This window comes from Dyadobacter subterraneus, from assembly GCF_015221875.1.
In the GTDB taxonomy this organism is placed as follows: domain Bacteria; phylum Bacteroidota; class Bacteroidia; order Cytophagales; family Spirosomataceae; genus Dyadobacter; species Dyadobacter subterraneus.
This window is the reverse complement of record NZ_JACYGY010000002.1, coordinates 299,507-319,059: the sequence shown is the minus strand read 5'-3', so window position 1 is coordinate 319,059 and position 19,553 is coordinate 299,507. Positions and strand designations below refer to the sequence as shown.

The following is a 19,553-nucleotide window of genomic DNA, read 5'->3' as shown; positions in this document are numbered from 1 at the left end:
TTATCACGCTAAAACCGGTAATTTGACTTTTGAACAGAACGACTTTGCAGTAATTGATGCGCCTTAATATATTGCTGTTGGACCTGGGTCTGGGGAAGTCCTAATTTATTTCCAATATCAGTGAAGGACAATTTGTGGTTTTTTCTAAGGTCGTAGATTTTTGACTGTTGAGAATCTAGAATTTCTGCTTGGAGGTCGATGCTTCTTACTGAATTATTTTTGACCTCCTTTTTTGATATATGGACTATGCTTTTAATATGCTTGACACTTTTGTTTAGTTGTTCTGAAATCTGGAAAGGGCTTTTTCCTAACCGGTCTGCAATCTGTTCGTACGTAAAGCCATTTTGAAAATAAAGTGTAACGATTTGCCGTGAATCAGTAGAAAGATACTGCATACTTTCCGTGGCCATGTCTAGCTTCTTAATTTCTTCCTCCCCAGTTTCTTTGTCTTCTATCAGGTCTTCGAAATCACCGATTCTTTTCTCAAGGTGGTCTAAAAACAGCGTTTGTCCGTATATGGTATGACGAGACTTTTCAATATGCCGTAGAATCTGCCAGCGGAGATTCATACGAATGAATCTATAAATGTGGGGAAGGCTTTCCATTTTTTCGCGATAGTCCCATGCTTTCATATAACATTCATGAAGAATACAGCTAACTAAAAATTCATCCTTTATAAGGGTCTGCCCAAAATACATGAGATTATTAAACGATTTCCGGTAGACAAAATTCATAGCCCGTTCATCACCACGGTTGAAAAGAATTAGGTGTTCGTGGGCCTTGTCGTTATCAGGGGATATTTGATGCGAACCCATAGCTATCGATATTTTTATAGTCATTTAATTGCCAGAACAAATATAAAGAAAGAAACCGAAAGACACACATGTGTGTACCATAAATTTTTTTACGTTGGCTTACTTAGTGCCTGCAATGAAAGACCAAGAAAATATCGCTGGCATTGATCAATACGTAATTGATTTTATTCGGAGGCTCCGTTCAGAAAGGAGTCTTCTACAGGAGGATATTGCAGGTATTCTGGGCACAACCAAAGCATTTATAAGTAATGCGGAGAGTAATAACCACAGAGCAAAGTATAATCTTCGACATATTGATAAGTTGGCGAGTCATTTCAATTTATCACCGAAGGATTTTTTACCAGAAAAATCTTTGCAGTCAAAATAGATCTTCGAATTCGGCTGTCGCTTACTTCTTGAAAAATCTAATTTTCTAGCTAGATGTTGAAAAATATGAAGTTTTCAAAAGATATCACTTTGGTTAAGTAGATGAAAGCTTGATAGGCCATCTAAAAATAATATAGACTCTTATAGATATTAAAATGGATTGTCCAGAAAACCATGAATCAATCATCCAAAACTCTTTTAAAGAAAATAGCATCTATTAGGAAAGCTAACAATGTTAAAGCGGAAGATTTGGCGTTCCTATTAGATATGCCTGGCGAAACGTATAAAAAGTTGGAAAGAGGAACGGGTGAGGTTACTTTGTCTCAAGTATTTAAAATTGCTGAAATCCTAAAAATTTCAGCAGGCATCTTATTTGATGAAATATAAAAGACGACCGAAGTTAATATTCCGGAAGGGATAACTGAGATCAATTTTACGGTGACAATAAAATCGCAGAATCCGATCGATATAGAAAGTGAAATTGCAAAGAAATTTGGAATGACTAAACCTACCAGAGAAGATGAAATTTTGAAAAGGCAGGGGTTAACCAGAAGACGGAATTGGTAGTCGCAGATAATTTGCTTGTTTTCCAGCATCCTGCTAGCAATAACAGTTTGCTACCTATGTATTCTAAGATATTCTAATAGTCAAAAATTTACTATCTGTTTAAGTCTGGCTTTTACTCCACCACTCTCCTAATCAGACTATATTCATTCCTCTCAAGTACATCGAGCTTCCCATCCGTTGCCAATCTGATCTGGTCTCTGAATTTTTTAACCCTTGAAAGCATCGGTTCGATGATGGCATTGCTGTGATTTACAAAATCATGTAAATCTGATTCATTTGCAGGTAACTTATAACCTTTGGAGCTGCTTGCTATGAGCACACCTACGTTTCGTAAAGGGGCGATTACCTTGGTCTGAAAATAATGGAGTGACACACCCTTCCCACGCCTAACTTTAATATGCTCCATGATTTCAAAGCTTGAAATATAACGGATAGCATTGATGTGACGGAAGTGAAATACCAGGTAGCTTAGTGTGGTGACCTGATCTATTACGTGCGGAACGGTACTTTTTGCTCTCCCTTGCAAGAAATCATTGGCCAGGTTGATGCTTAATTCAGCCAGGCCCTTATCATACTGTTGATCTTGGATATCATACCTGACCTGATAAGGGTTGAAGACATCGGGCCAGAATTTGATAGTCATGAGTTTTGGCTGCTGAAGATCCAGAAAGTCCTAGCGCTGATCATCGATTACTGTTTCGTCGTAGCACCGAGCCCGTGTACCTGCAGTAAAAGCGGTTGCTTGAACGATTGGTGATTTTGCTCATCTTGACAACAATGCTAACCGAAATCAATTTTAACCTATCAGTCTGCCATTAATAAGTTGAAAGAATATGCTGGTGATAGAATTCTAATAATTCAGGATTTCACGGATAAAGACGTAATTAAATTCCGGGATTACTTGCTCACTTCACTAGGGAATACTCCACGCACTGCAAATAATACAATAATACATTTGAACACGCTTTATCGTCATTTAAAGGATCGTGTAACGATTCGTGAAAATCCATTTAAGGCAAGAAAATTAAAGGAGGCTGTTACAGCTAAGAACATTGCATTTACGGATCAGGACAGGGAAGCGATTGAAAGATACATGAGAAATTATGATCCGGAACTGTACATATATATACGCTTTATTTATCTTGCTTTTATACGTCCTGGGGAGTTGAACGCTATACAAATTAATGATATCAGATTGCAGGAAAAGTATATTTTAATACGTGGTGCGATATCGAAAAATGGAAAAACAGAAACTGTACAGATGATTTCCTCTTTGCTGGCTCTGATTTCAAAGATGAACCTATCAAGATATGATCCATTTTTGTACTTATTTGGCAGTGGATTAATACCGGGCAAAGTGATTACAGGAAAGCAGGTAGCTTTTCGGAGACATGAAAAAGTACTGAAATCATTACAACTACACAAGAAAGGCTACACCCTTTATTCCTGGAAACATACCGGCGCGGTCAACGCCTATTTATCTGGTGTAGGAATAAAACAGTTGCAAATGATGCTACGCCACAGCACAGTTCAAATGACTGATATTTATTTAAAATCTTTGGGGCTGCGGACTGATCCGAATATAGAAAATTATAATTGGTAGTGAAAATTTTATATTAGTTTTAAAGCTGCATATTTATCCTATAATCTATCATTCAACAGCAATTATGTCAAAAACAAGTTCGTCCCAGAGTCACACCAAATCTGAAAAGACCGTTGAAAGGAGTATGTTAAATGACTTGCAGGAATCTATATTATTTGATTCAGACACTCTTGTCAAATTTAAGACGCTGTTTAAAAATGAGGATGGCCAGTATCCAGTACAAACTTTAATATTTGATGCAAAGGAGCAACTTGATGTTCTATTATCTTTGAATCCACTAGATCCCTCACTTATAAAAAGTATTAAAAGGAATCTCATTAATTCTACTAATTCTTTACTAGAAATTAATGTAAGTTGGAGTGACATGATTAATGAATATAAAAGATTGGAAAAGAGTGGGAGTTTATTAAATGTTGACAAACTAGCCCAAGATTTTTATTTAAGACTCGATGCTTTCCTCAGTGTTTTACAAGGTGAGATTTCAGAATTCATAAACAACATAGGGCCGGTCATTAATTTTTTGTTGATTAAGAAATTTAACCGTAGTAAAGAGGAAATTGAAGTACTTGAATCGAGAGCTATTAATGCAACAAAAGACATAGAAGAAAAAAATATATTAGCTACGGAATTAGTTAATAATATGGCTATGTTGCCAACAAAACAGCAAATTGCTAGTTTTTCCCAAATATTTGGGGATGAGTCTGAAAGTTTTCGGTCATCGTCAAAAGGCTGGATAGCTGGTGTATTTGCCTGTTTAATTGGGGTCGTAGGTGCATCTGTTTATTATAGTTGGCTCGTAACAGATGAAGAATTTTCAAAGTTTTCAGTGAACCAAATAATTCAGTTCAATCTTACAAAGATTCTTACAATAAGTGCTCTTTTTTATGGACTTGCGATTTGTAATAAGAATTATAAATCAAGTAAACATAATCAGATACTCAATAAACATCGGGCAAATGCTCTTGCTAGCTTTCAAGCGTTTGTAGAATCACCCAACGCCGATGCAACCACAAAAAATGCAGTCCTTTTAGAAGCAACCAAAACCATTTATGGTGTGCAGCAAACGGGTTATGTACAAACGGATAATGACGATTCTCCTAACAAGATTATTGAAATGATTCAGTCGGTGCAGCCGAAATGATTCAAAGCAATTGTTCTATAATCCTTCTCTGCTAACAATGGATAGTATTTTGATTTCATCAGCAGGTATAACCGATACACTTTTGTTTTTTAAAATTGTAGAAGAAAACGGCTGAATTTGTTCTCCCAATGTAAGAGCCATTTGAATCAGAGAGGAATACTTTTTTTTCAGTTTCGATTGATGTTCCGTAATACTTGTATTTTACTTTAATTTTTCACCTTCCTGTTTAGCTTTTTGCAGCATTGAACAAATTAGTGCCAAGGCCACAATAACAATAGTTGCTTTTGCTAGGCTTATGAACCATGCCAAAATTCACCATCGATGAAAATTACCAATTTGTATTTTTGAATAACGATGTCAGGCTTCCCGGGTAAGCGTGGGTCATTTTTTCTGTAACGTATTCCTAAGCCCCATAAAGCCTTTCTTAGAACAATCTCGGATTTTGTGTCCTTCCCTCGAATTCTCGACATTGCTTTCGACCGAGCTTCTGTTGTTTACAATCCTTTAAGCCCTTTAAACAATACGGTGTTTACCACAGGGATGGGACGGCGTTTCATATAATTTAATTAATGCCAAATTGCGCGATTACAAAATGGAGAATAAATTGTCCGTTGCTGTTTTATCTAATTTCTATGCCTCCTCTTTGAACTAATAAATATTGTCAAATTCGAAAATAGTCTGGTTCTATTGACCCAGTTGTCGTTTGATTATTTCAATCCCTTCCTCCTTGCTGACAATCGTACCAAACTCCGCAATTGATTGCTCGTCCCGGTAAACTCCGTTCGGGTCGTTCCATTCCAGCCAGTCGATGATTTCTTCCCTCGAAGCGAGAAGAAGAAACCGGTGGAGAGCTTCCGAAGGAAACTTCATGATTTCGTAGAACCAGATCAAGTGAGAATTTTTTGTCAGTCGTCATAATGAATTGGTCGTTATGTAAATTTAAACAAAAAAAAGAAGCCGACGCCCCTTCCTTTCTAAAATGGCAGTATCATATCCAGCACCTGCATGTGTAGGATCTCGCAACTATGAAGGCTCCAAGCCAACATCCTCTACTCTTCAAGACCCATCCTTCTTTCATTCAGATTGTACTCAATGTATCTAATCTTATTTGCCAGATAAGCTTTAAACGTGCCCATATTATTGGTAGTTAACCTGCCTGCACCGTACAAACATTACGCGGTTGTCACGTGTTAGGTTTGGATTCGTGCAAGGGTCTGCCGAGAAAAAAATACTACCGTTTACGGTGGAGATTTTTCTTTCGGACACGCTTTCAAGCCTGCCCTTGCTTTTCCAAACCGTGCGTAACTTTCGTGAAGTTTGTATGGTAATGTGCGTTGGCAAAAGGTGTTTCTGAGCCGGTCGAACCCGCAGAGTACAGAGCTGTGGATTTGCTTGCGAAAAGGAAAGGCTCCTGAGTCTGCGGGAATTCGGGCCGGAATGGTTGACCGAATAATAACTTTATGAAATTTAAAACTCCAAAATGTGATTAGAATATTTGAAACTTCACTTATCAGTTACAAAATACCCTATCTATCAATTTATAAATTATGGAAAGATTTACTCAGGTTATCAGAGAAAATTTAAATGTCTCAAACCTTCATCAAGGATATACATTTAGTGCCGACAGCGCAGTTAAAAGGGCTGATTTTTTAAAGGATGATGTCAAGAAATCAATTTATGCACAACCTAGCATTTTTGAAGCTAATGTTCATTTGAAAAGAATATTAAAGTCTCATATTCCAAATGAAAAGCCACATTCGGCTTATTTTTGGATGATTCGAAAGTGGGGAGGCATAGGGGCATTCCGGGAAAACGATGAAAATATCATCCTTATTGACGATTTACTTAATACGCTGGCAGAAAATCGGGCGTTTGATTCCAGATTATTTGGTAAAATTTCATCGTTATCAAAAGTTGCGTCGTTTGTTGACAGTGAGAGATATGCAATTTACGATGCCCGGGCAATCTATACTTTGAACTGGCTGATAGCCAAAATGAAAAATAAGCATTTGGACTTCTCAATGCACTTCTTTCCTATGAGTGCTTATGTTTCAAGGAACAAAATGATAAATGCGCGACCATTTAATTTGATTTACAAGAAAGTAGTGAATTCAAAGTTCTACAATAAAAATGAAGCCTTTTATAAGTATTGCGAATTGCTTCAAGCGATAAACCCGATACTATTTCCGGAGTACCCCAAGGAAATATTTCGAACCGAGATGCTATTATTTTCTTCAATAGAGGTAGCATATAATGATTTAGGGAATCAATGAAAAAGGATCAGAGATTACACCCCGATCCATTTCTGTAAAACCCTCCTCAAACAGCGAGTGCTGTATGATATAAAATTAGACGAAGAATAATGGATTACGTTACCAGTTAATAAGAAAAAGGATTAGAGTGAAACTCAGATCCTTTAAATAGTACCTTACACTAAAGCAAGACTGTAAGTCTTACTTACACCATGGGATTTAGACTTCATCCGGCTTTTTGGTCACATTTTTCGTGTGTGTGTGTTTTTCTGTGCGGTTTGGTCATGGATATTCAGTCGGATTGCGTCGGTCGACCAAGTTGGAAGTGCCGGTCGCCGCTGAATAGGCCGACTTCTGGATAGGGTTGTTTCTGGATAGGACTGCCGCTGGATAGGGGCCCCGGCCATTTGCAGCAGAAGGGGGTGCGGGGGAGCTTCAAATGGCCTAAGGGGGCGCACAGAAACATGAAAGGGGCGGGCCATACATTAGAACCCCGCAAAATAATTACATGGCCCACCCCGCCGACTTTTGCCGGCTGCTCTTGTGCCTTTTCGGGAACCGTACAGCAAAAAGCATGACAGCCATTTTTATGGCTGGCGTGGCTTTTTGCACGGCCATGAGCAGCCGGCAAAAGTCGACCGCTAAACCCGCTTTTGTGCGGCTGGACTGTGCGTTGGGAAAAGAAGCGGGTTTACCATTGCCGGGCTGAAACCTTTTTCAGCCCTAAGCTGCATTTTTCATGCAGCTTACGCGCGAAACGAGCAAACGGATAAAATATGAACAACCTTACGCCTGTGGCCGAAAAGTGCGGATGGAAAGCAGGCTGTAAGGCTTGTTTTCTTTTTCAGAATACTTGGGCTTACTGCCTGCTGTGCGGCTGGAAATTTGGTTACATTGAGGTGTTTCACTGTGTTGGAAAGGCAACTCTCTACACAAGCTTTGGTTTGTGGTTTTGGTTTGGCGGCTTGGGTAATGGGTTGACTGTGGGATTGTTACGTGATTTTCGTATAAATAATACCGTTAGATAATTTTATCTTTTGCAATAACCGAGTATTATCTATTTTAGAAGCTCACGAAAACTACTCTCTGTTATGAAAACAATTTTGACAATTTTAATTAGCCTTTTGGGTTTAAATTTTTTTGCCCAGTCCACAAATAATGTGATACCGGAACTTGGTAATTATTTCTGGAAAGAACGAGTCACCATGGAATTGGTAGAAATTGATGGAACGAGCAAACATGAATTTGTTGAGTCAAAAAATGGGCAGCTTTTTAGAGTAATAAAACATTTGAATGGGACAGATGTAATTCTTAAAATAATCGATTACAAAGACCCTTTGAGTGGCGATGGACTAGTATACAATACTTATGGTGTAAAACCTTCTGATGCTGCAAATGCGGCCAAACTTGCGAATGCCGCTGCACTTGCGCCGGGTGGTGGGGCTTAACCACTGATCCTTTGAAAGCATACAATGATGCGACGAGATATTTTAAAGTCTCGATGGCTGATATTAACATGTATGCCTCTAACAATACAAGGTTAACGGGTTCTCTGGCCTTCGGTTTAATAAATTTTCCATTTAAGTACCGGATTCGTAGTCACGGTGATGGAGATTTTGCTGGTGCATTTAACTTTGGCGCAGGACTCGGTTATACATTCCCTAAAAGGAAATATAGAAACGCTACGTTTTCCATGATAACTGGATATAGTATTTCAAATACCATTTTGGATAAATCGGCTGTTAGACGAAATGAAGGTGATTTAGTTGAAACTAACAATTATTCTGCTTTTTCTATTTCTATTGGACCTATGGTAGAAAATAATAGGGTACAGGCCGGTCTTTTCTTTGGAACAGATTTACTCAGTAAAATTAATCAGGAACGTTTTGGTTGGAAACATCAGGGGAAACCTTGGATTAGCATAGGTATAGGTTATTCAATATTCTCTAAACAGGAAGCAACAGCCGAAGGAAGCAATAAGGATGTAAATAAAAACTAATCATCAGCTTTCGGAAATTGTTAATGGAAAGCGTCCCATAAGCAAATGTTTGCTTTATGGGACGCTTTTAGATTTTGTAAGCTAGGCTTACTCCGTATATAAAAACTGTTAATTTTAAGATTTTATATGTGTACGGTTTCTAATTATCAAGTTTGTAATGAGCCTGATTTTTAACAAGTAAATTGATAAAATATGAACAACCTTATGCCTGTGGCCGAAAGTGCGAAAGAAAAGCAGGCATTAAGATTCGATTTTTTTCAGAAAATATGACCTTAGTGCCTGCTGTGCAGTTGTAGACGTGGTTGAACTAATAGATTTGATCGCTGCAATAGAAATTTTACGAGAGATCTTTATCTAGTTCTCTAATGACTTTTGGAGAAATCTTCTCGTTTAAACAAAATGCATAGCGATAATTTATCAAAGAGGAATCTTCGTGATTTTCAATCCATGCTGTCTCCTTGTGACTTCTATCAACAATAATTTTTGTCTGTAAAAAACCATATTTATTAGCAACAAATTCTAAAATTTCAATATCGATATCCTGAAAGTCAAACGAGTCAAATTTTTCATTACTTCGAATATCATCACCGTATATTCCGTCACCATACTCTTTTTCACGTATGGTAATCTTTTCACTTTCACACAATTTTAAATATAACCTGTCGTACCTAAAAGGAACAGGGCCATACTGTATTGCTTGATAGGACAATCCTGACATTGAATAACCATAGACTTGATAAGCGTTGAAATCTGTATAAAAAAGTAATTTATTCAACTTAGTCTTACAAAGTGAAATGGCATGTACTGTATTGAAATATGAGATAATACCACTAACCTTATCTAAATCAAGTGTTTTATATCCTGTTAATTCACCGGCAAAGTTGTTATGAAAAGAGATTCCGAAAAGTTTCTTCTTGTTTTTATCCCATTCGTTAATAATTAAATTTGCATTCGTAATTAATTTATCAGCTTCTCTTTTTGAGATAATGTGCGAGCTAGCTGAGACTTGCTTAATAAATTCTTCCGGCTGTTTAATTGATAAAATTAAACGACCAATTGCGACAGAAGGCACATCGCCTGTTTCATAAAGTCTATATGAATTGGCACCTAAACCAAGAATTTCTGACATTTTATTTGCCGAAATACCATATCTTTGTCTAATCTGTCTAATTTCATCTGGAAATGGAATTCCATACTTTGCTCTGTAACTATTATGAACTTGTGTGATGTTAATTTTATCTAAGGCATCATCTGTAAATCGGATTCCTGAGGTTTCACACTCGTAAAATTGATAAAATACGTCAAAATTCTCTTTTCTAAACGACAAAGGGGCGATTTCTGATCGCACTTGCATTTCCTTGCCAGTTATTGGGCTAATCATGATTTATCTATTTATTAAATGGGTAGGTCATCTTGTGTTCTGCGATATGAAATGAGATGCAGATTACACTTGAATTTGGTTGGCCGTATGAAATTTTAATATATAGTTCCTGTTTCTGGATTTTTTTTCCGAATACCCATAAAGGAGAACCGCCATATAAAACATCGTTTATCGGACCTTCAACATAGTCCTTTGCTATAATCGATTCAATTACTTCCCGTCGTTTCGCGGGTGATATTTCCAATTGAAGTAAAGTTTGAGCATTTTTTTGGTTTGTTCGTTCGACAAAAAGAATGTTAAAAATTCCATATTTCACAAAAAACTCTCTCAAAAATTGTTCCACATCAGCTTCTGATGCCACAGTTAGGGACGGTAAGTAAGAAATCGTTTATAAAACATCTAAATAAAGTTAATAATTCAACTTTATCGTTAAAGTCTTGCAATATGTGCATTTTACTTTATAAAAGTAAAAAAAATATTTTGCTCTAATCAATAAACAACTTCAAAGTTGAATTAAATTGAATAAATAAAAGAAATAAAACGATAACGTTGAACTATATTATTTCTTTGGTAGTTTCTGTAATATGTTCTAATTAAATGAAAAGGAGGTGTTTAGTCATGTCACAAAAAGTTAATAAAAGTGCGGTAACAGGGAAGTTTGTTTCCAATAAATATGCGAAGTCTCATCCTGCGACAACATATAAACAAACAATCAAAAAATAGTTTAACATTTAATTTTTAAAACCGTGGGTAAAAATCAGCACGTAGTTCCCCATAATGGAGACTGGGGGGTAAGGGGAGAAGGCAATTCCCGTGTAACAGTAATTACACAAACACAGGCCGAAGCAATTCAGAGAGCGCGAGAAATTGCGATTAATCAGCAATCGGAATTATTAATTCATGGTAGGAATGGTCAAATACGTGAACGTAATAGTTATGGTAATGATCCATTTCCCCCAGAAGGATGATTTTAATTCCAATGAGGTATCGAAATTCGGTACCTCATTATTTTTCACATTTTAAATTAGAACATCATGTCAATGTTTTCAATATTTGAGACGGAAAAAATTAGTATCATCAACAAAAAAGGTTCTTCTAATTCAGATGAATTTAGCGCAACATTAAGCCCTAAAAGAAACTTATTTTCCTTCGAAAATTTACCAGAATCTTTAATCATCGAAAAGGGAGATAAAGTAAAACGAATTTTACCCAATGGGCAGAATGAGACATACGTGGTTTTGGATTTTAACTACACTGCTGCGTTTATGTCAATACCTGGGACATATGAATTGGCTGTTAGTAAGATTTAAGCCCTAAGTAAATCACTTTATGTATTTAGAATTACATTTTGTAAAAAGGGATATTGCTAAATATCCCTTTTTTTTATACATGCTGCTAGTCAAAATCGGATTGTAAGCGAGGATTTGCCCGTATACATAAACGTTGTGTCCCGTAATTTCTCAAACGAAATCACCTGGAATTTGTATTTTCCATCAGGCATATCCTTGATGTGCCATTCATCTACTTTGACGTAGTTTCTGTCGAACATTTCGTGGTAAACTACTTTTCCTTCCGGCATTTTCAGAAGGAAAAAATCTGCTTCCAAAGAGTTCAGGATGTGGATTTCAATGTCACGTTCCGGGGCTTTGAAGGAAAAAATAAGGCAGAAAAAAATAAAAAGGGACAGGCTTTTTCTGCCGGTATACTCGAATGTCAATTCTCTGACGGTGTCTTTGGAAAAGACTTGCAAAAAGTATTTTCCGTCCGGGATGTTGCTGATGTGGATGGTTCCTTCGGAATTGTAATCGCTGTCGAAATCGTTGGCGTAAACCTGTTTGAAACCCGGATATTGGTTCAGGTACACATGTGCAGTATCTGCGTTTAGGATGGAGAGTTCAATGTCTCGGAAGTTGCCCGGCATTTCGCAGGATATGCAGAAAGTCTTAGTCTGTGTATACCTCCGTTTTTACGGACACCGATAAATTACACCATCAGAAACTAACTCCAAGACATTGTGGAATATTCCAAAATACCAAGTCTACAATAAACAAAGCAACTTCAAACAGCCTCTACTAATCAATCGCCATATCTATCCAGAATTTACTACTTAATAACTTTATTATAAAATTTAAAGCTGAAATGTTTTAATTGTAAAATTATTTCTACAAATCCATGCCTTTAACCAAGAATATTGTCTACTTACCAATCAATTATTTTTTAAATCACCGCTTATGAAGTATTATTTACTCTTTTGCCAGCTGGCCCTATTATGTTCTTTTAGTGCTACGGCTCAATTTACCGCAGGAACCGAGGGATTTTACATTTCGGCAGGTACAGATGTATCTATTGATGGACTCACATTCCGGCCAACCACCGCTTTCAGTATCCAAAACAAGACCCTGACAACCTTGCCAACTGCACTACCCGGAAGTCCTCCCAGTATTTCACGAGTTTATACTTTTGACTCACCAATTACCTTTGTGGGCCGACTTGGACAGTTTTATCGTACCTCAGAGCTTAATGGTAACATTGAAACGATGCTTCAAGTGGTTTATCAAAATGTAGCGCCTGTTACGAAAGCGGGGAGCGTGGTCAATACTACCTCTCATTACATTTATAATGATTTAATTGCGCCGGCTACATTTAGCGCCGTAACAGCAGCACAGCCGGGTGCTCTTCCGGTTACCCTGCTGGAATTTACAGTTAAAATGGAAGGTTCCGCTGCCAGTCTGAACTGGTCAACTACCTATGAATCTAACAGTGACTATTTTGATGTGGAGCATAGCACAAATGCCAAGGACTGGAACACGCTGTCAAAGATAACAGCCGCATATCAAAGCAGTGGTTTGAAAAACTATGGTTTCTCGTATGGTTCTCCATCACCAGGAGCTAACTATTACCGGCTAAAAATGGTAGATAAAGATCAGTCGTATGCTTACAGCACGATACGTGAGCTTTCTTTTGAGCACACTTACCAGATTGCACTTTACCCTAATCCTGTCGTTGAGAAAATCCAGATCAACATGGATCACTGGGAGAATATTGCTACTGTTAAACTGTTAAATGCACAGGGCATCACACTTTTAGAATTTCACAAAAAACCTTTGCTCACAGAAATCGATATGAAAGATCTTCCTGCTGGTCTGTATGTGGTACAGCTAGGGTTGAACGATGGAAGCGTAGCATCAGTCAAAGTGATCAAACAATAACTTATCTTAACTTAACTCAGAAATGAAAAATTTATCTAGAACATATCTTCGATTCGTAATGCGTATCAAGTCATTTAATTACCTGGTGGCATCCATATTGCTATTCCTTCTTTCATTACAGGTACAGGCTCAGGTAGGGATAGGCTTAACAGAACCCAAAGCTTTTTTGAATGTTGCGGAAGGAAAAACAGTACTATTCGGAGCCGATACAGCAGGTGTACAATCACAGAATCCAAACAGGCCATGGGCTTCTAAAATGATCTGGTATGGCAGCAAGGGTGCCTTTCGTGCCGGCGCGGTTTCTAATGACGAATTTTACTATACCCATTGGGACAACGCGAATGTAGGCAGGTATTCCTTCGCCAGCGGTGCTATGACCAAAGCTAACGCAATTTATTCCACGGCTATGGGATTTGGTACACAAGCAAGCGGGGAAAGCTCAACTGCCTTTGGTTTTTTTACAACTGCAGGTGAGGATCGTTCTACGGCTATGGGTTCTTCTGTTAGAGCAGATCACAGAGGGTCATTTATCATTGGTGATGATAGTAATTGTTTGGGCTGCACTTACAATACTACAGCTAATAACCAGATGATGATGCATTTTGCAGGTGGTTATGTTTTGTATACCTCAAACACCCGACAGGATAACTCCCCATCCGGAGTACAGCTTCAACCAAATGCTAATGCATGGTCAGTGGTATCCGACTCATCACGGAAAGAAAACTTTCGTACAACAGATGGTGCGCTGTTTCTTAAAAAGATCAGCGGGATGCGGCTGGGAAGCTGGAACTACAAGGGGCAGGACGTGAAGCAATACCGCCATTACGGCCCGATGGCACAGGACTTTTTTGCAGCATTCGGTCACGATGAATTGGGGATAATCGGAGAAGATAAATCTATTAACCAGGCTGATTTTGATGGTGTGAACCTGATCGCAATCCAGGCTTTAATCAAGGAAGTAGAGGCTCTAAAAGCAGAGAACACAACCCTGAAACAAGCCGAGACATCCATGAAAGCTGAAACTGAATCATTGAAAACGAAAATGCAGCAATTTGAAAAACAGCTTTCCACGTTTATGGCCTCCGGCTCCATTTCAACTGTATCGAAATAAGGGAAGTGCTGCCAAGCAGCTCCACCTTCCTGCCTATATATATGAGCAATCAAAGCAGTGCATTTGAGGCACTGCTTTATTAATTTCATCCCGGCTGTCTTCAATTTGCAGATAATCCGGTAAGTGCTGCATCAATTGCCCCTAAAACACAAAATATCGAACTTGATACTTTAAAGCAGTGTAAATACTTTATAGAGTATCAATTTTATAGCTGTGAGACCCTGATATTTTGATACCAAATATTCGGATTTTAAATCTCAATAAAATGACTATATTTCCAACTTAGTTAATATCTGTTTGAACCATTACAAGATTTGAGACCTAATTCTTTGGCTTTACTTGATAATCGATTTCTCCGTCGCGAGGCACTCGAGACTTGTCAGAGGTTTTTAACGAACAAACCCAACAATCAAGCTGGGAGCTGCAATTCAAAAACTGGACGGCCCCAAAAGTAGCAACGGAGGTACTGGATAAACTTCATCTCACTTGTTGCGATAAATTCCAATACGTATCACTCTCAAAATTCATAGCCTGCCTCTTTTAATTAAAGCTCGCTCTGAATTCTAATGGGGAAAAGTTTGTCTTTGATTTGAATAACTTACTAAAAGACTGCGGATGCTCAAAACCGAGCTGATAGGCGATTTCACCTACTGTCAGATCACTAAATGTCAAAACTTCCTTTGCTTTCTCAATAAGCTTATTGTGAATGTGCGGCTGCGTACTCTGGCCGGTCAGTGCCCGGAGCATGTCGCCAAGATAGTGGGGTGAAACGTGTAGTTGGTCTGAAAAATATTGAACGCTCGGAAGCCCTTTCAGCAGGGCGGTCTCCTCGTCGAAATAATTGTTCAGCAATTGGTCCATCTTTTCCAGCAATGCATTGTGGATTGGGTTTCGGGTAATAAACTGGCGTTTGTAAAACCGCTGACTATAATTCAGCATCAGCTCCATTTGTGAAATCAGCACATCCTGGCTCAGCTCGTCGATCGCCGTTTCGAGCTCGTCGCCAATGTTTCTGGCAATGCCTTCGATGATCAACTTTTCTTTGTCCGACAAATGCAGCGACTCGGTCACCGAGTAAGAGAAAAAGCCATAATGCTTGATTTTGGCGTCCAGTGGATAGTTTCGCAGGAAATCAGGGTGGACAAGCAATGTAAATCCCAGGGTCGATTCGGCCACTTGAATGCCCGTCAACGGCTGGCCCGGCGAGGAAAAAAACATACCGCCTACCTGAAAATCGTAGGTTGTCTGCCCATATCTCATCCGGCAGCCCGCCGATTCATTATAGGTGATGTTATAAAATCCATGGCAAAAGTATCGGCCAGCATTTCGGCCGTGATCTGCACCTTATTGAAATCGAGCAAGCTGATCAAAGGGTGCAATGGTTGCGGCAGGCCGAATGCACGCTGCATTTCGGCAATGGAGTGGTACACGCGCGGTTTGAGATGTTCCCTTTTCATAATCACATAATGGTCTGCCGGCGCAAATCGTTCCCGCCTGCGCTGGCAGACCGTTTGGTTTTAAACAGCGGCTAATAATTGTTTAATCCCGCTCCTAAAAGCTTCGTCGCCCGCAGCCAGGCGCTGGGCGTAAAGTTCTTTGGCATCCTCGCCACAAACGTATCTCAATGTGTTGGTAGCATCCGTAGCCGCGCCATACACCACTTCGGCGATTTGTTCTGAAGTTGACGCAGCTTTGTCAGGTGCGAGCATCGCCATGAATTTGCTGGTCAATGCTTCATAAGCCGGGTGCGTGGCAAACACCGCTTTCGCACCGATTTCAGTCGCCACCAATCCGGGTTCAATGGTTTTAATCCCAATTCCAAACTCATTCAGCTCATAAGACAGACTTTCCGCCCAGCCTTCGAGTGCAAATTTACTGGCATCGTACATCGAGCTTACCGGGAAAGCCATCAGTCCTGCCGAAGAGCCGGTGGTGATAAAAAGCCCCGCTTTTCGCTTACGAAAATACGGAATGAAGGCCTGCGTCACCCGCACGACACCAAAAAAATTTGTTTCCATTTGCTGTACCAGCTGCTCGTCCGTCATCGCTTCCAATGCGCCGAACAATCCATAACCCGCATTGTTAAATACTACATTAATATCGCCCAAAGCCAGCGCCTGTTTGATCGTTTCGCGGATTTGCGCCGGGTTAGTCACGTCCAGGGGAAGCACCGTTACATTATCCAGCGCATTGAGTTCTTTTTCATTTTCGGGCTTGCGCATGGTCGCGATCACCTTCCAGCCTTTGGCCGCAAACAATTTGGCCGTAGCCCTTCCGATACCTGTTGAAGCACCAGTAATAAAAATAGTTTTTGTCATTTGTCTTACTTGTTATTTCGGGAGACAAATTTATGCGGCGCGCGGCTGGCGCTTGTAGCAGATATGGAGATTGTTGTAGCCAAAATGGTTGCGCTTCCTTTAAGTCTCGCTAGCCAGTGCCAGCTCTTTTTGCGTATCTCCACTTAATGCTATCCTGAGCGGCGCGGGCTGAAATCGACACTATCAAGCATGGCCAAAGTATTCAAAGAGTATTCACAAAAACCTCGTTCGTGACACTTTCATATGATGATCAACTTCGACTGAAAATCTCAGATAAACCACCGTTTTTGCGGATTGCCGAAGAATCAAACTATACAGCCGCTAAGTTAGGAGTACTTTTACGGGTAGATTAACTGCACAGTATAGTGATCATGACTTACAACAACTTACTATGATTTTTGATGAGCCTTAAAATTCAAAGTTATAATATACTATTCTGATCTAGCTGGAAATAGGACAAAGTTGGCAAATGGAATGTAAAGTTTTTAACTACCAACTAAATTTAAAGCTTTCTTTAAAGCAACCCAGCCGCACGTTTACCAGTCAGTGCAAACGAAAGTTACGAAGTGAATAATGACGGTTTCGAGCCTTTACTTCGTCATTCGGCTATTTACCGCGGCTTGCGGCCGCTCCTTAAACCGCCGTCTGGGCCTGAAACCAAGGGATAAACCCCGTCATTTTTCATTCGTGTGCGACATGCGATTGCCCTATGGCACAAAGCCGGGCTTAAGCTATTTCAAATGTCTTTCACTCATGAAAAATCTAAGAAACATTCCAAAGATTTATGTAGGAACTTACTGGATGTACAATTCAGGTTCGCTTTTCGGAAAGTGGTTTGTTCTTTCAGATTATGCTGATGCAGAAGAATTGTATAAAGACTGCTATGAATACCATAGAAATGAATTCCTGCCGGAGCTTATGTTTCAGGACTGGGAATGTATTCCAGGATTTTTAATATCGAAATGCAGTCTTCATGAAGATACTTTCAGATACTTTGAAACTGTTTCTGAAATGGATGACCAAAGAGCAGAGGCTTTTGAATTATACTGCTCAAATATCATATCCTGGCCAGCCAATGGAAATGATCTAGATGAAACACTGGAAGGTTTCAATGAAGCTTATCAGGGATATTACGGTGGAGCCATGAAAGACCCGAAAACCGAATTTGCTTACCAATATATTGAAGACATAGGCCTTCTGGAAAGAGTGCCACAGATGTTGGAAAGGTATTTCGATTATGAAGCCTTTGGAAGAGATATGTTTTTGGGAGATTACAGCGAATATGACGGACATATTTTCCTGGATATGTAAGAAAACCAAGAGAGTCTGACAGCGGAATCGTTGTCAGACCTTTACTCTTGCAGTTTTAATTATGATTGAATATATTAACTGAACTTCCGCTGTCGGCTGCTTTGAAGCTACTGAATGGTCGAAGTTTAAATATTCATCACCACAACGTGCTTGCTTTAAAAGATGGTAATGCTGCCATGGCTAAGTAGTTGTTGTCTATAATTCCAACATGGTATTTTCACGTAAAGACTTGTATAATTTGGTTTGGTCGGATTCTTTGGCCGCCCTTTCGAAAAAATATAATATTTCAGATAACGGCCTTCGAAAGGCCTGCATACGTATGGGTATTCCTCTGCCGGATCAGGGGCATTGGAATAAGGTGAAGGCAGGAAAGAAAGTAAAAATCAAGCCGTTTGCCGAGAAAAGTGACGGCGAGCAGCAGCTGCAACTTTCCCTGAGAGTGGAAGGAGAAAATGCAATTGAAGATGGGTTATCTCCGCAGGTGGCCTTGCAAAGATCAATTGAAGCGGACCCATCCATTGATCTTGTCGTGAAAGATTCGTTAATAAATCCGGACCCGCTGATCGTGAAGGCTAGGCAGGCATTTGCTTCGAAAAAGGAATTTATCGACCATGATGGCCTTCGTTCGATTCATACGCCGAATGTCCACATAAGTGTGTCGGTAGACCTGGTTGACCGTTCCCTGCTTATTATGGACACTTTCATCAAAGCAATGCGGAAAAGAGGCCACGACTTTATTCTCGAAGAAGGTTATTATAAAGTTGTAATAGCAGGAGAGACGATAGACATGGCTTTGAAAGAGGCGCGCAACGTCGTAATTGGCACCGACCGGTGGAACACCAGAACCTTCAAAGCGAACGGTACTTTAATATTCCAGTTCGAACAGGGATATACCACCACCAGTTGTAAGGATGGTAAACTGCAAAAGGTAGAGCAGCAGCTATCAAAGCTCATTTCCAAACTGGAATTGATGGGTGAGCATCTTAAGAAAGTGCATGAAGAATGGGCTAGAAGTCGGGCCAAAATGGCTGAGGAGGAAAGAGTAAGAAAAGAACGGGAGCAGAGAATAAAACTGGAGATAAAATCTTTTAGGCAGCTTGCCAAAGATGCAAGCCGTTGGAAGGAAAGTCAGATGATCCGCGAGTACATTGATCACAGGGAGCGTGAAGCCCTGGCCGAGGATAACATGAGTGAAGAGATGATAGCCTGGCTTGATTGGGCGAGAAAAAAAGTGGATTGGTATGATCCGGCCGTTGGATCTGACGACGAGTGGCTTGATGGCATCGCGCCGGAAACAATCATGACTCAAAACGAGTCTAATAGAAATACGGGTGCCTGGTCCAATCAAGAGAGCAGCTATGGACAAACAGAAAGGGGATGGCCGCTTAAACCCTGGTATATGAAGTAATTTGTCTACCTATTAGGGATGGTCCAATCCGCATAACTTAGCCCTAAAATGCCGCAAACATTCGGCAAAATT

At 39.5% G+C, this 19,553-nt stretch carries 22 protein-coding genes and 1 pseudogene; 14 read left to right on the top strand and 9 right to left on the bottom strand.

From position 1 onward, the window contains the following. Positions 1 to 8 precede the first annotated feature (8 nt). The gene (locus IEE83_RS26635; RefSeq protein ID WP_194123805.1) at positions 9 to 815 is read right to left on the bottom strand and encodes an RNA polymerase sigma factor; all 807 of its coding nucleotides are present in this window, start codon (positions 813 to 815) and stop codon (positions 9 to 11) included. Positions 816 to 930: 115 nt separating this feature from the next. On the opposite strand from IEE83_RS26635, the gene IEE83_RS26630 reads away from it, so the two are divergent. After that, positions 931 to 1,182, top strand: a complete 252-nt coding sequence (locus IEE83_RS26630; protein WP_194123803.1) for a helix-turn-helix domain-containing protein — start codon at positions 931 to 933, stop codon at positions 1,180 to 1,182. A gap of 173 nt (positions 1,183 to 1,355) precedes the next feature. Further along, entirely contained in the window at positions 1,356 to 1,568 is a 213-nt protein-coding gene (locus tag IEE83_RS26625) for a helix-turn-helix domain-containing protein (RefSeq protein ID WP_194123801.1), read from the top strand. A gap of 292 nt (positions 1,569 to 1,860) precedes the next feature. On the opposite strand, the gene IEE83_RS26620 is transcribed toward IEE83_RS26625, so the two are convergent. Further along, on the bottom strand, positions 1,861 to 2,391 hold the full coding sequence (locus IEE83_RS26620) for a hypothetical protein (protein WP_194123799.1): 531 nt from the start codon (positions 2,389 to 2,391) through the stop codon (positions 1,861 to 1,863). A 150-nt stretch (positions 2,392 to 2,541) separates the two neighbouring features. Here IEE83_RS26620 and IEE83_RS33485 point away from each other — a divergent pair, with 150 nt between their 5' ends. Further along, a complete protein-coding gene (locus tag IEE83_RS33485; RefSeq protein WP_310588633.1) occupies positions 2,542 to 3,351 on the top strand; it encodes a tyrosine-type recombinase/integrase in 810 nt (269 codons plus the stop codon). Between the two features lie 64 nt (positions 3,352 to 3,415). Further along, positions 3,416 to 4,492, top strand: a complete 1,077-nt coding sequence (locus IEE83_RS26610; protein ID WP_194123795.1) for a hypothetical protein — start codon at positions 3,416 to 3,418, stop codon at positions 4,490 to 4,492. A 293-nt stretch (positions 4,493 to 4,785) separates the two neighbouring features. Here the strand turns inward: IEE83_RS26610 and IEE83_RS26605 are convergent. Both IEE83_RS26605 and IEE83_RS26600 read right to left on the bottom strand, forming a co-directional pair. Beyond that, positions 4,786 to 4,971 (bottom strand): annotated as a pseudogene (locus tag IEE83_RS26605) (very short patch repair endonuclease); the annotation flags it as partial. Between the two features lie 205 nt (positions 4,972 to 5,176). Continuing rightward, the gene (locus tag IEE83_RS26600) at positions 5,177 to 5,362 is read right to left on the bottom strand and encodes a hypothetical protein (RefSeq protein WP_194123793.1); all 186 of its coding nucleotides are present in this window, start codon (positions 5,360 to 5,362) and stop codon (positions 5,177 to 5,179) included. A 677-nt stretch (positions 5,363 to 6,039) separates the two neighbouring features. On the opposite strand from IEE83_RS26600, the gene IEE83_RS26595 reads away from it, so the two are divergent. From IEE83_RS26595 to IEE83_RS26585, 4 genes are all read left to right on the top strand, one after another. Then, a complete protein-coding gene (locus tag IEE83_RS26595; protein WP_194123792.1) occupies positions 6,040 to 6,765 on the top strand; it encodes a hypothetical protein in 726 nt (241 codons plus the stop codon). Between the two features lie 553 nt (positions 6,766 to 7,318). Next, on the top strand, positions 7,319 to 7,453 hold the full coding sequence (locus tag IEE83_RS33330) for a hypothetical protein (protein ID WP_262893262.1): 135 nt from the start codon (positions 7,319 to 7,321) through the stop codon (positions 7,451 to 7,453). A gap of 382 nt (positions 7,454 to 7,835) precedes the next feature. Next, entirely contained in the window at positions 7,836 to 8,192 is a 357-nt protein-coding gene (locus IEE83_RS26590) for a hypothetical protein (RefSeq protein WP_194123791.1), read from the top strand. 11 nt (positions 8,193 to 8,203) lie between these two features. Next, a complete protein-coding gene (locus IEE83_RS26585) occupies positions 8,204 to 8,743 on the top strand; it encodes a hypothetical protein (protein WP_194123790.1) in 540 nt (179 codons plus the stop codon). A 337-nt stretch (positions 8,744 to 9,080) separates the two neighbouring features. Here IEE83_RS26585 and IEE83_RS26580 read toward each other — a convergent pair whose 3' ends face one another. Continuing rightward, positions 9,081 to 10,124, bottom strand: coding sequence for a type II toxin-antitoxin system antitoxin SocA domain-containing protein (locus tag IEE83_RS26580; RefSeq protein WP_194123789.1), 1,044 nt, complete (start codon positions 10,122 to 10,124; stop codon positions 9,081 to 9,083). Between the two features lie 746 nt (positions 10,125 to 10,870). On the opposite strand from IEE83_RS26580, the gene IEE83_RS26570 reads away from it, so the two are divergent. Both IEE83_RS26570 and IEE83_RS26565 read left to right on the top strand, forming a co-directional pair. Further along, positions 10,871 to 11,092, top strand: a complete 222-nt coding sequence (locus tag IEE83_RS26570) for a DUF2188 domain-containing protein (protein WP_194123787.1) — start codon at positions 10,871 to 10,873, stop codon at positions 11,090 to 11,092. A 66-nt stretch (positions 11,093 to 11,158) separates the two neighbouring features. Further along, positions 11,159 to 11,434 carry a hypothetical protein gene (locus IEE83_RS26565; protein ID WP_194123786.1) on the top strand — a complete coding sequence of 92 codons (276 nt, stop codon included), beginning with the start codon at positions 11,159 to 11,161 and terminating at the stop codon, positions 11,432 to 11,434. 89 nt (positions 11,435 to 11,523) lie between these two features. Here IEE83_RS26565 and IEE83_RS26560 read toward each other — a convergent pair whose 3' ends face one another. Then, the gene (locus tag IEE83_RS26560; protein ID WP_194123785.1) at positions 11,524 to 12,045 is read right to left on the bottom strand and encodes a hypothetical protein; all 522 of its coding nucleotides are present in this window, start codon (positions 12,043 to 12,045) and stop codon (positions 11,524 to 11,526) included. 310 nt (positions 12,046 to 12,355) lie between these two features. On the opposite strand from IEE83_RS26560, the gene IEE83_RS26555 reads away from it, so the two are divergent. Continuing rightward, on the top strand, positions 12,356 to 13,333 hold the full coding sequence (locus IEE83_RS26555) for a T9SS type A sorting domain-containing protein (RefSeq protein WP_194123784.1): 978 nt from the start codon (positions 12,356 to 12,358) through the stop codon (positions 13,331 to 13,333). 22 nt (positions 13,334 to 13,355) lie between these two features. Next, on the top strand, positions 13,356 to 14,444 hold the full coding sequence (locus tag IEE83_RS26550) for a tail fiber domain-containing protein (protein WP_194123783.1): 1,089 nt from the start codon (positions 13,356 to 13,358) through the stop codon (positions 14,442 to 14,444). 540 nt (positions 14,445 to 14,984) lie between these two features. Here the strand turns inward: IEE83_RS26550 and IEE83_RS33480 are convergent. The 3 genes from IEE83_RS33480 to IEE83_RS26540 form a co-directional block, all read right to left on the bottom strand. Continuing rightward, complete coding sequence (locus tag IEE83_RS33480) at positions 14,985 to 15,620, bottom strand: helix-turn-helix domain-containing protein (RefSeq protein ID WP_310588593.1); 636 nt, start codon at positions 15,618 to 15,620, stop codon at positions 14,985 to 14,987. An 80-nt stretch (positions 15,621 to 15,700) separates the two neighbouring features. Beyond that, entirely contained in the window at positions 15,701 to 15,901 is a 201-nt protein-coding gene (locus IEE83_RS33065) for a hypothetical protein (protein ID WP_228101846.1), read from the bottom strand. Positions 15,902 to 15,961: 60 nt separating this feature from the next. Beyond that, positions 15,962 to 16,762, bottom strand: a complete 801-nt coding sequence (locus IEE83_RS26540; protein WP_194123782.1) for an SDR family oxidoreductase — start codon at positions 16,760 to 16,762, stop codon at positions 15,962 to 15,964. A gap of 753 nt (positions 16,763 to 17,515) precedes the next feature. On the opposite strand from IEE83_RS26540, the gene IEE83_RS26535 reads away from it, so the two are divergent. Beyond that, a complete protein-coding gene (locus tag IEE83_RS26535; RefSeq protein WP_194123781.1) occupies positions 17,516 to 18,073 on the top strand; it encodes an antirestriction protein ArdA in 558 nt (185 codons plus the stop codon). Positions 18,074 to 18,281: 208 nt separating this feature from the next. Further along, the gene (locus tag IEE83_RS26530; RefSeq protein ID WP_194123780.1) at positions 18,282 to 19,481 is read left to right on the top strand and encodes a hypothetical protein; all 1,200 of its coding nucleotides are present in this window, start codon (positions 18,282 to 18,284) and stop codon (positions 19,479 to 19,481) included. The last annotated feature ends 72 nt before the right edge of the window (positions 19,482 to 19,553 follow it).

Bases quoted from the DNA above. Each gene is read 5' to 3' on its own strand.
- IEE83_RS26635 (WP_194123805.1), bottom strand. From the start codon at position 815: ATGGGTTCGCATCAAATATCCCCTGATAACGACAAGGCCCACGAACAC.
- IEE83_RS26630 (WP_194123803.1), top strand. From the start codon at position 931: ATGAAAGACCAAGAAAATATCGCTGGCATTGATCAATACGTAATTGAT.
- IEE83_RS26625 (WP_194123801.1), top strand. From the start codon at position 1,356: ATGAATCAATCATCCAAAACTCTTTTAAAGAAAATAGCATCTATTAGG.
- IEE83_RS26620 (WP_194123799.1), bottom strand. From the start codon at position 2,391: ATGACTATCAAATTCTGGCCCGATGTCTTCAACCCTTATCAGGTCAGG.
- IEE83_RS26610 (WP_194123795.1), top strand. From the start codon at position 3,416: ATGTCAAAAACAAGTTCGTCCCAGAGTCACACCAAATCTGAAAAGACC.
- IEE83_RS26600 (WP_194123793.1), bottom strand. From the start codon at position 5,362: ATGAAGTTTCCTTCGGAAGCTCTCCACCGGTTTCTTCTTCTCGCTTCG.
- IEE83_RS26595 (WP_194123792.1), top strand. From the start codon at position 6,040: ATGGAAAGATTTACTCAGGTTATCAGAGAAAATTTAAATGTCTCAAAC.
- IEE83_RS33330 (WP_262893262.1), top strand. From the start codon at position 7,319: ATGACAGCCATTTTTATGGCTGGCGTGGCTTTTTGCACGGCCATGAGC.
- IEE83_RS26590 (WP_194123791.1), top strand. From the start codon at position 7,836: ATGAAAACAATTTTGACAATTTTAATTAGCCTTTTGGGTTTAAATTTT.
- IEE83_RS26580 (WP_194123789.1), bottom strand. From the start codon at position 10,124: ATGATTAGCCCAATAACTGGCAAGGAAATGCAAGTGCGATCAGAAATC.
- IEE83_RS26565 (WP_194123786.1), top strand. From the start codon at position 11,159: ATGTCAATGTTTTCAATATTTGAGACGGAAAAAATTAGTATCATCAAC.
- IEE83_RS26560 (WP_194123785.1), bottom strand. From the start codon at position 12,045: ATGCCGGGCAACTTCCGAGACATTGAACTCTCCATCCTAAACGCAGAT.
- IEE83_RS26555 (WP_194123784.1), top strand. From the start codon at position 12,356: ATGAAGTATTATTTACTCTTTTGCCAGCTGGCCCTATTATGTTCTTTT.
- IEE83_RS26550 (WP_194123783.1), top strand. From the start codon at position 13,356: ATGAAAAATTTATCTAGAACATATCTTCGATTCGTAATGCGTATCAAG.
- IEE83_RS33065 (WP_228101846.1), bottom strand. From the start codon at position 15,901: ATGAAAAGGGAACATCTCAAACCGCGCGTGTACCACTCCATTGCCGAA.
- IEE83_RS26540 (WP_194123782.1), bottom strand. From the start codon at position 16,762: ATGACAAAAACTATTTTTATTACTGGTGCTTCAACAGGTATCGGAAGG.
- IEE83_RS26535 (WP_194123781.1), top strand. From the start codon at position 17,516: ATGAAAAATCTAAGAAACATTCCAAAGATTTATGTAGGAACTTACTGG.
- IEE83_RS26530 (WP_194123780.1), top strand. From the start codon at position 18,282: ATGGTATTTTCACGTAAAGACTTGTATAATTTGGTTTGGTCGGATTCT.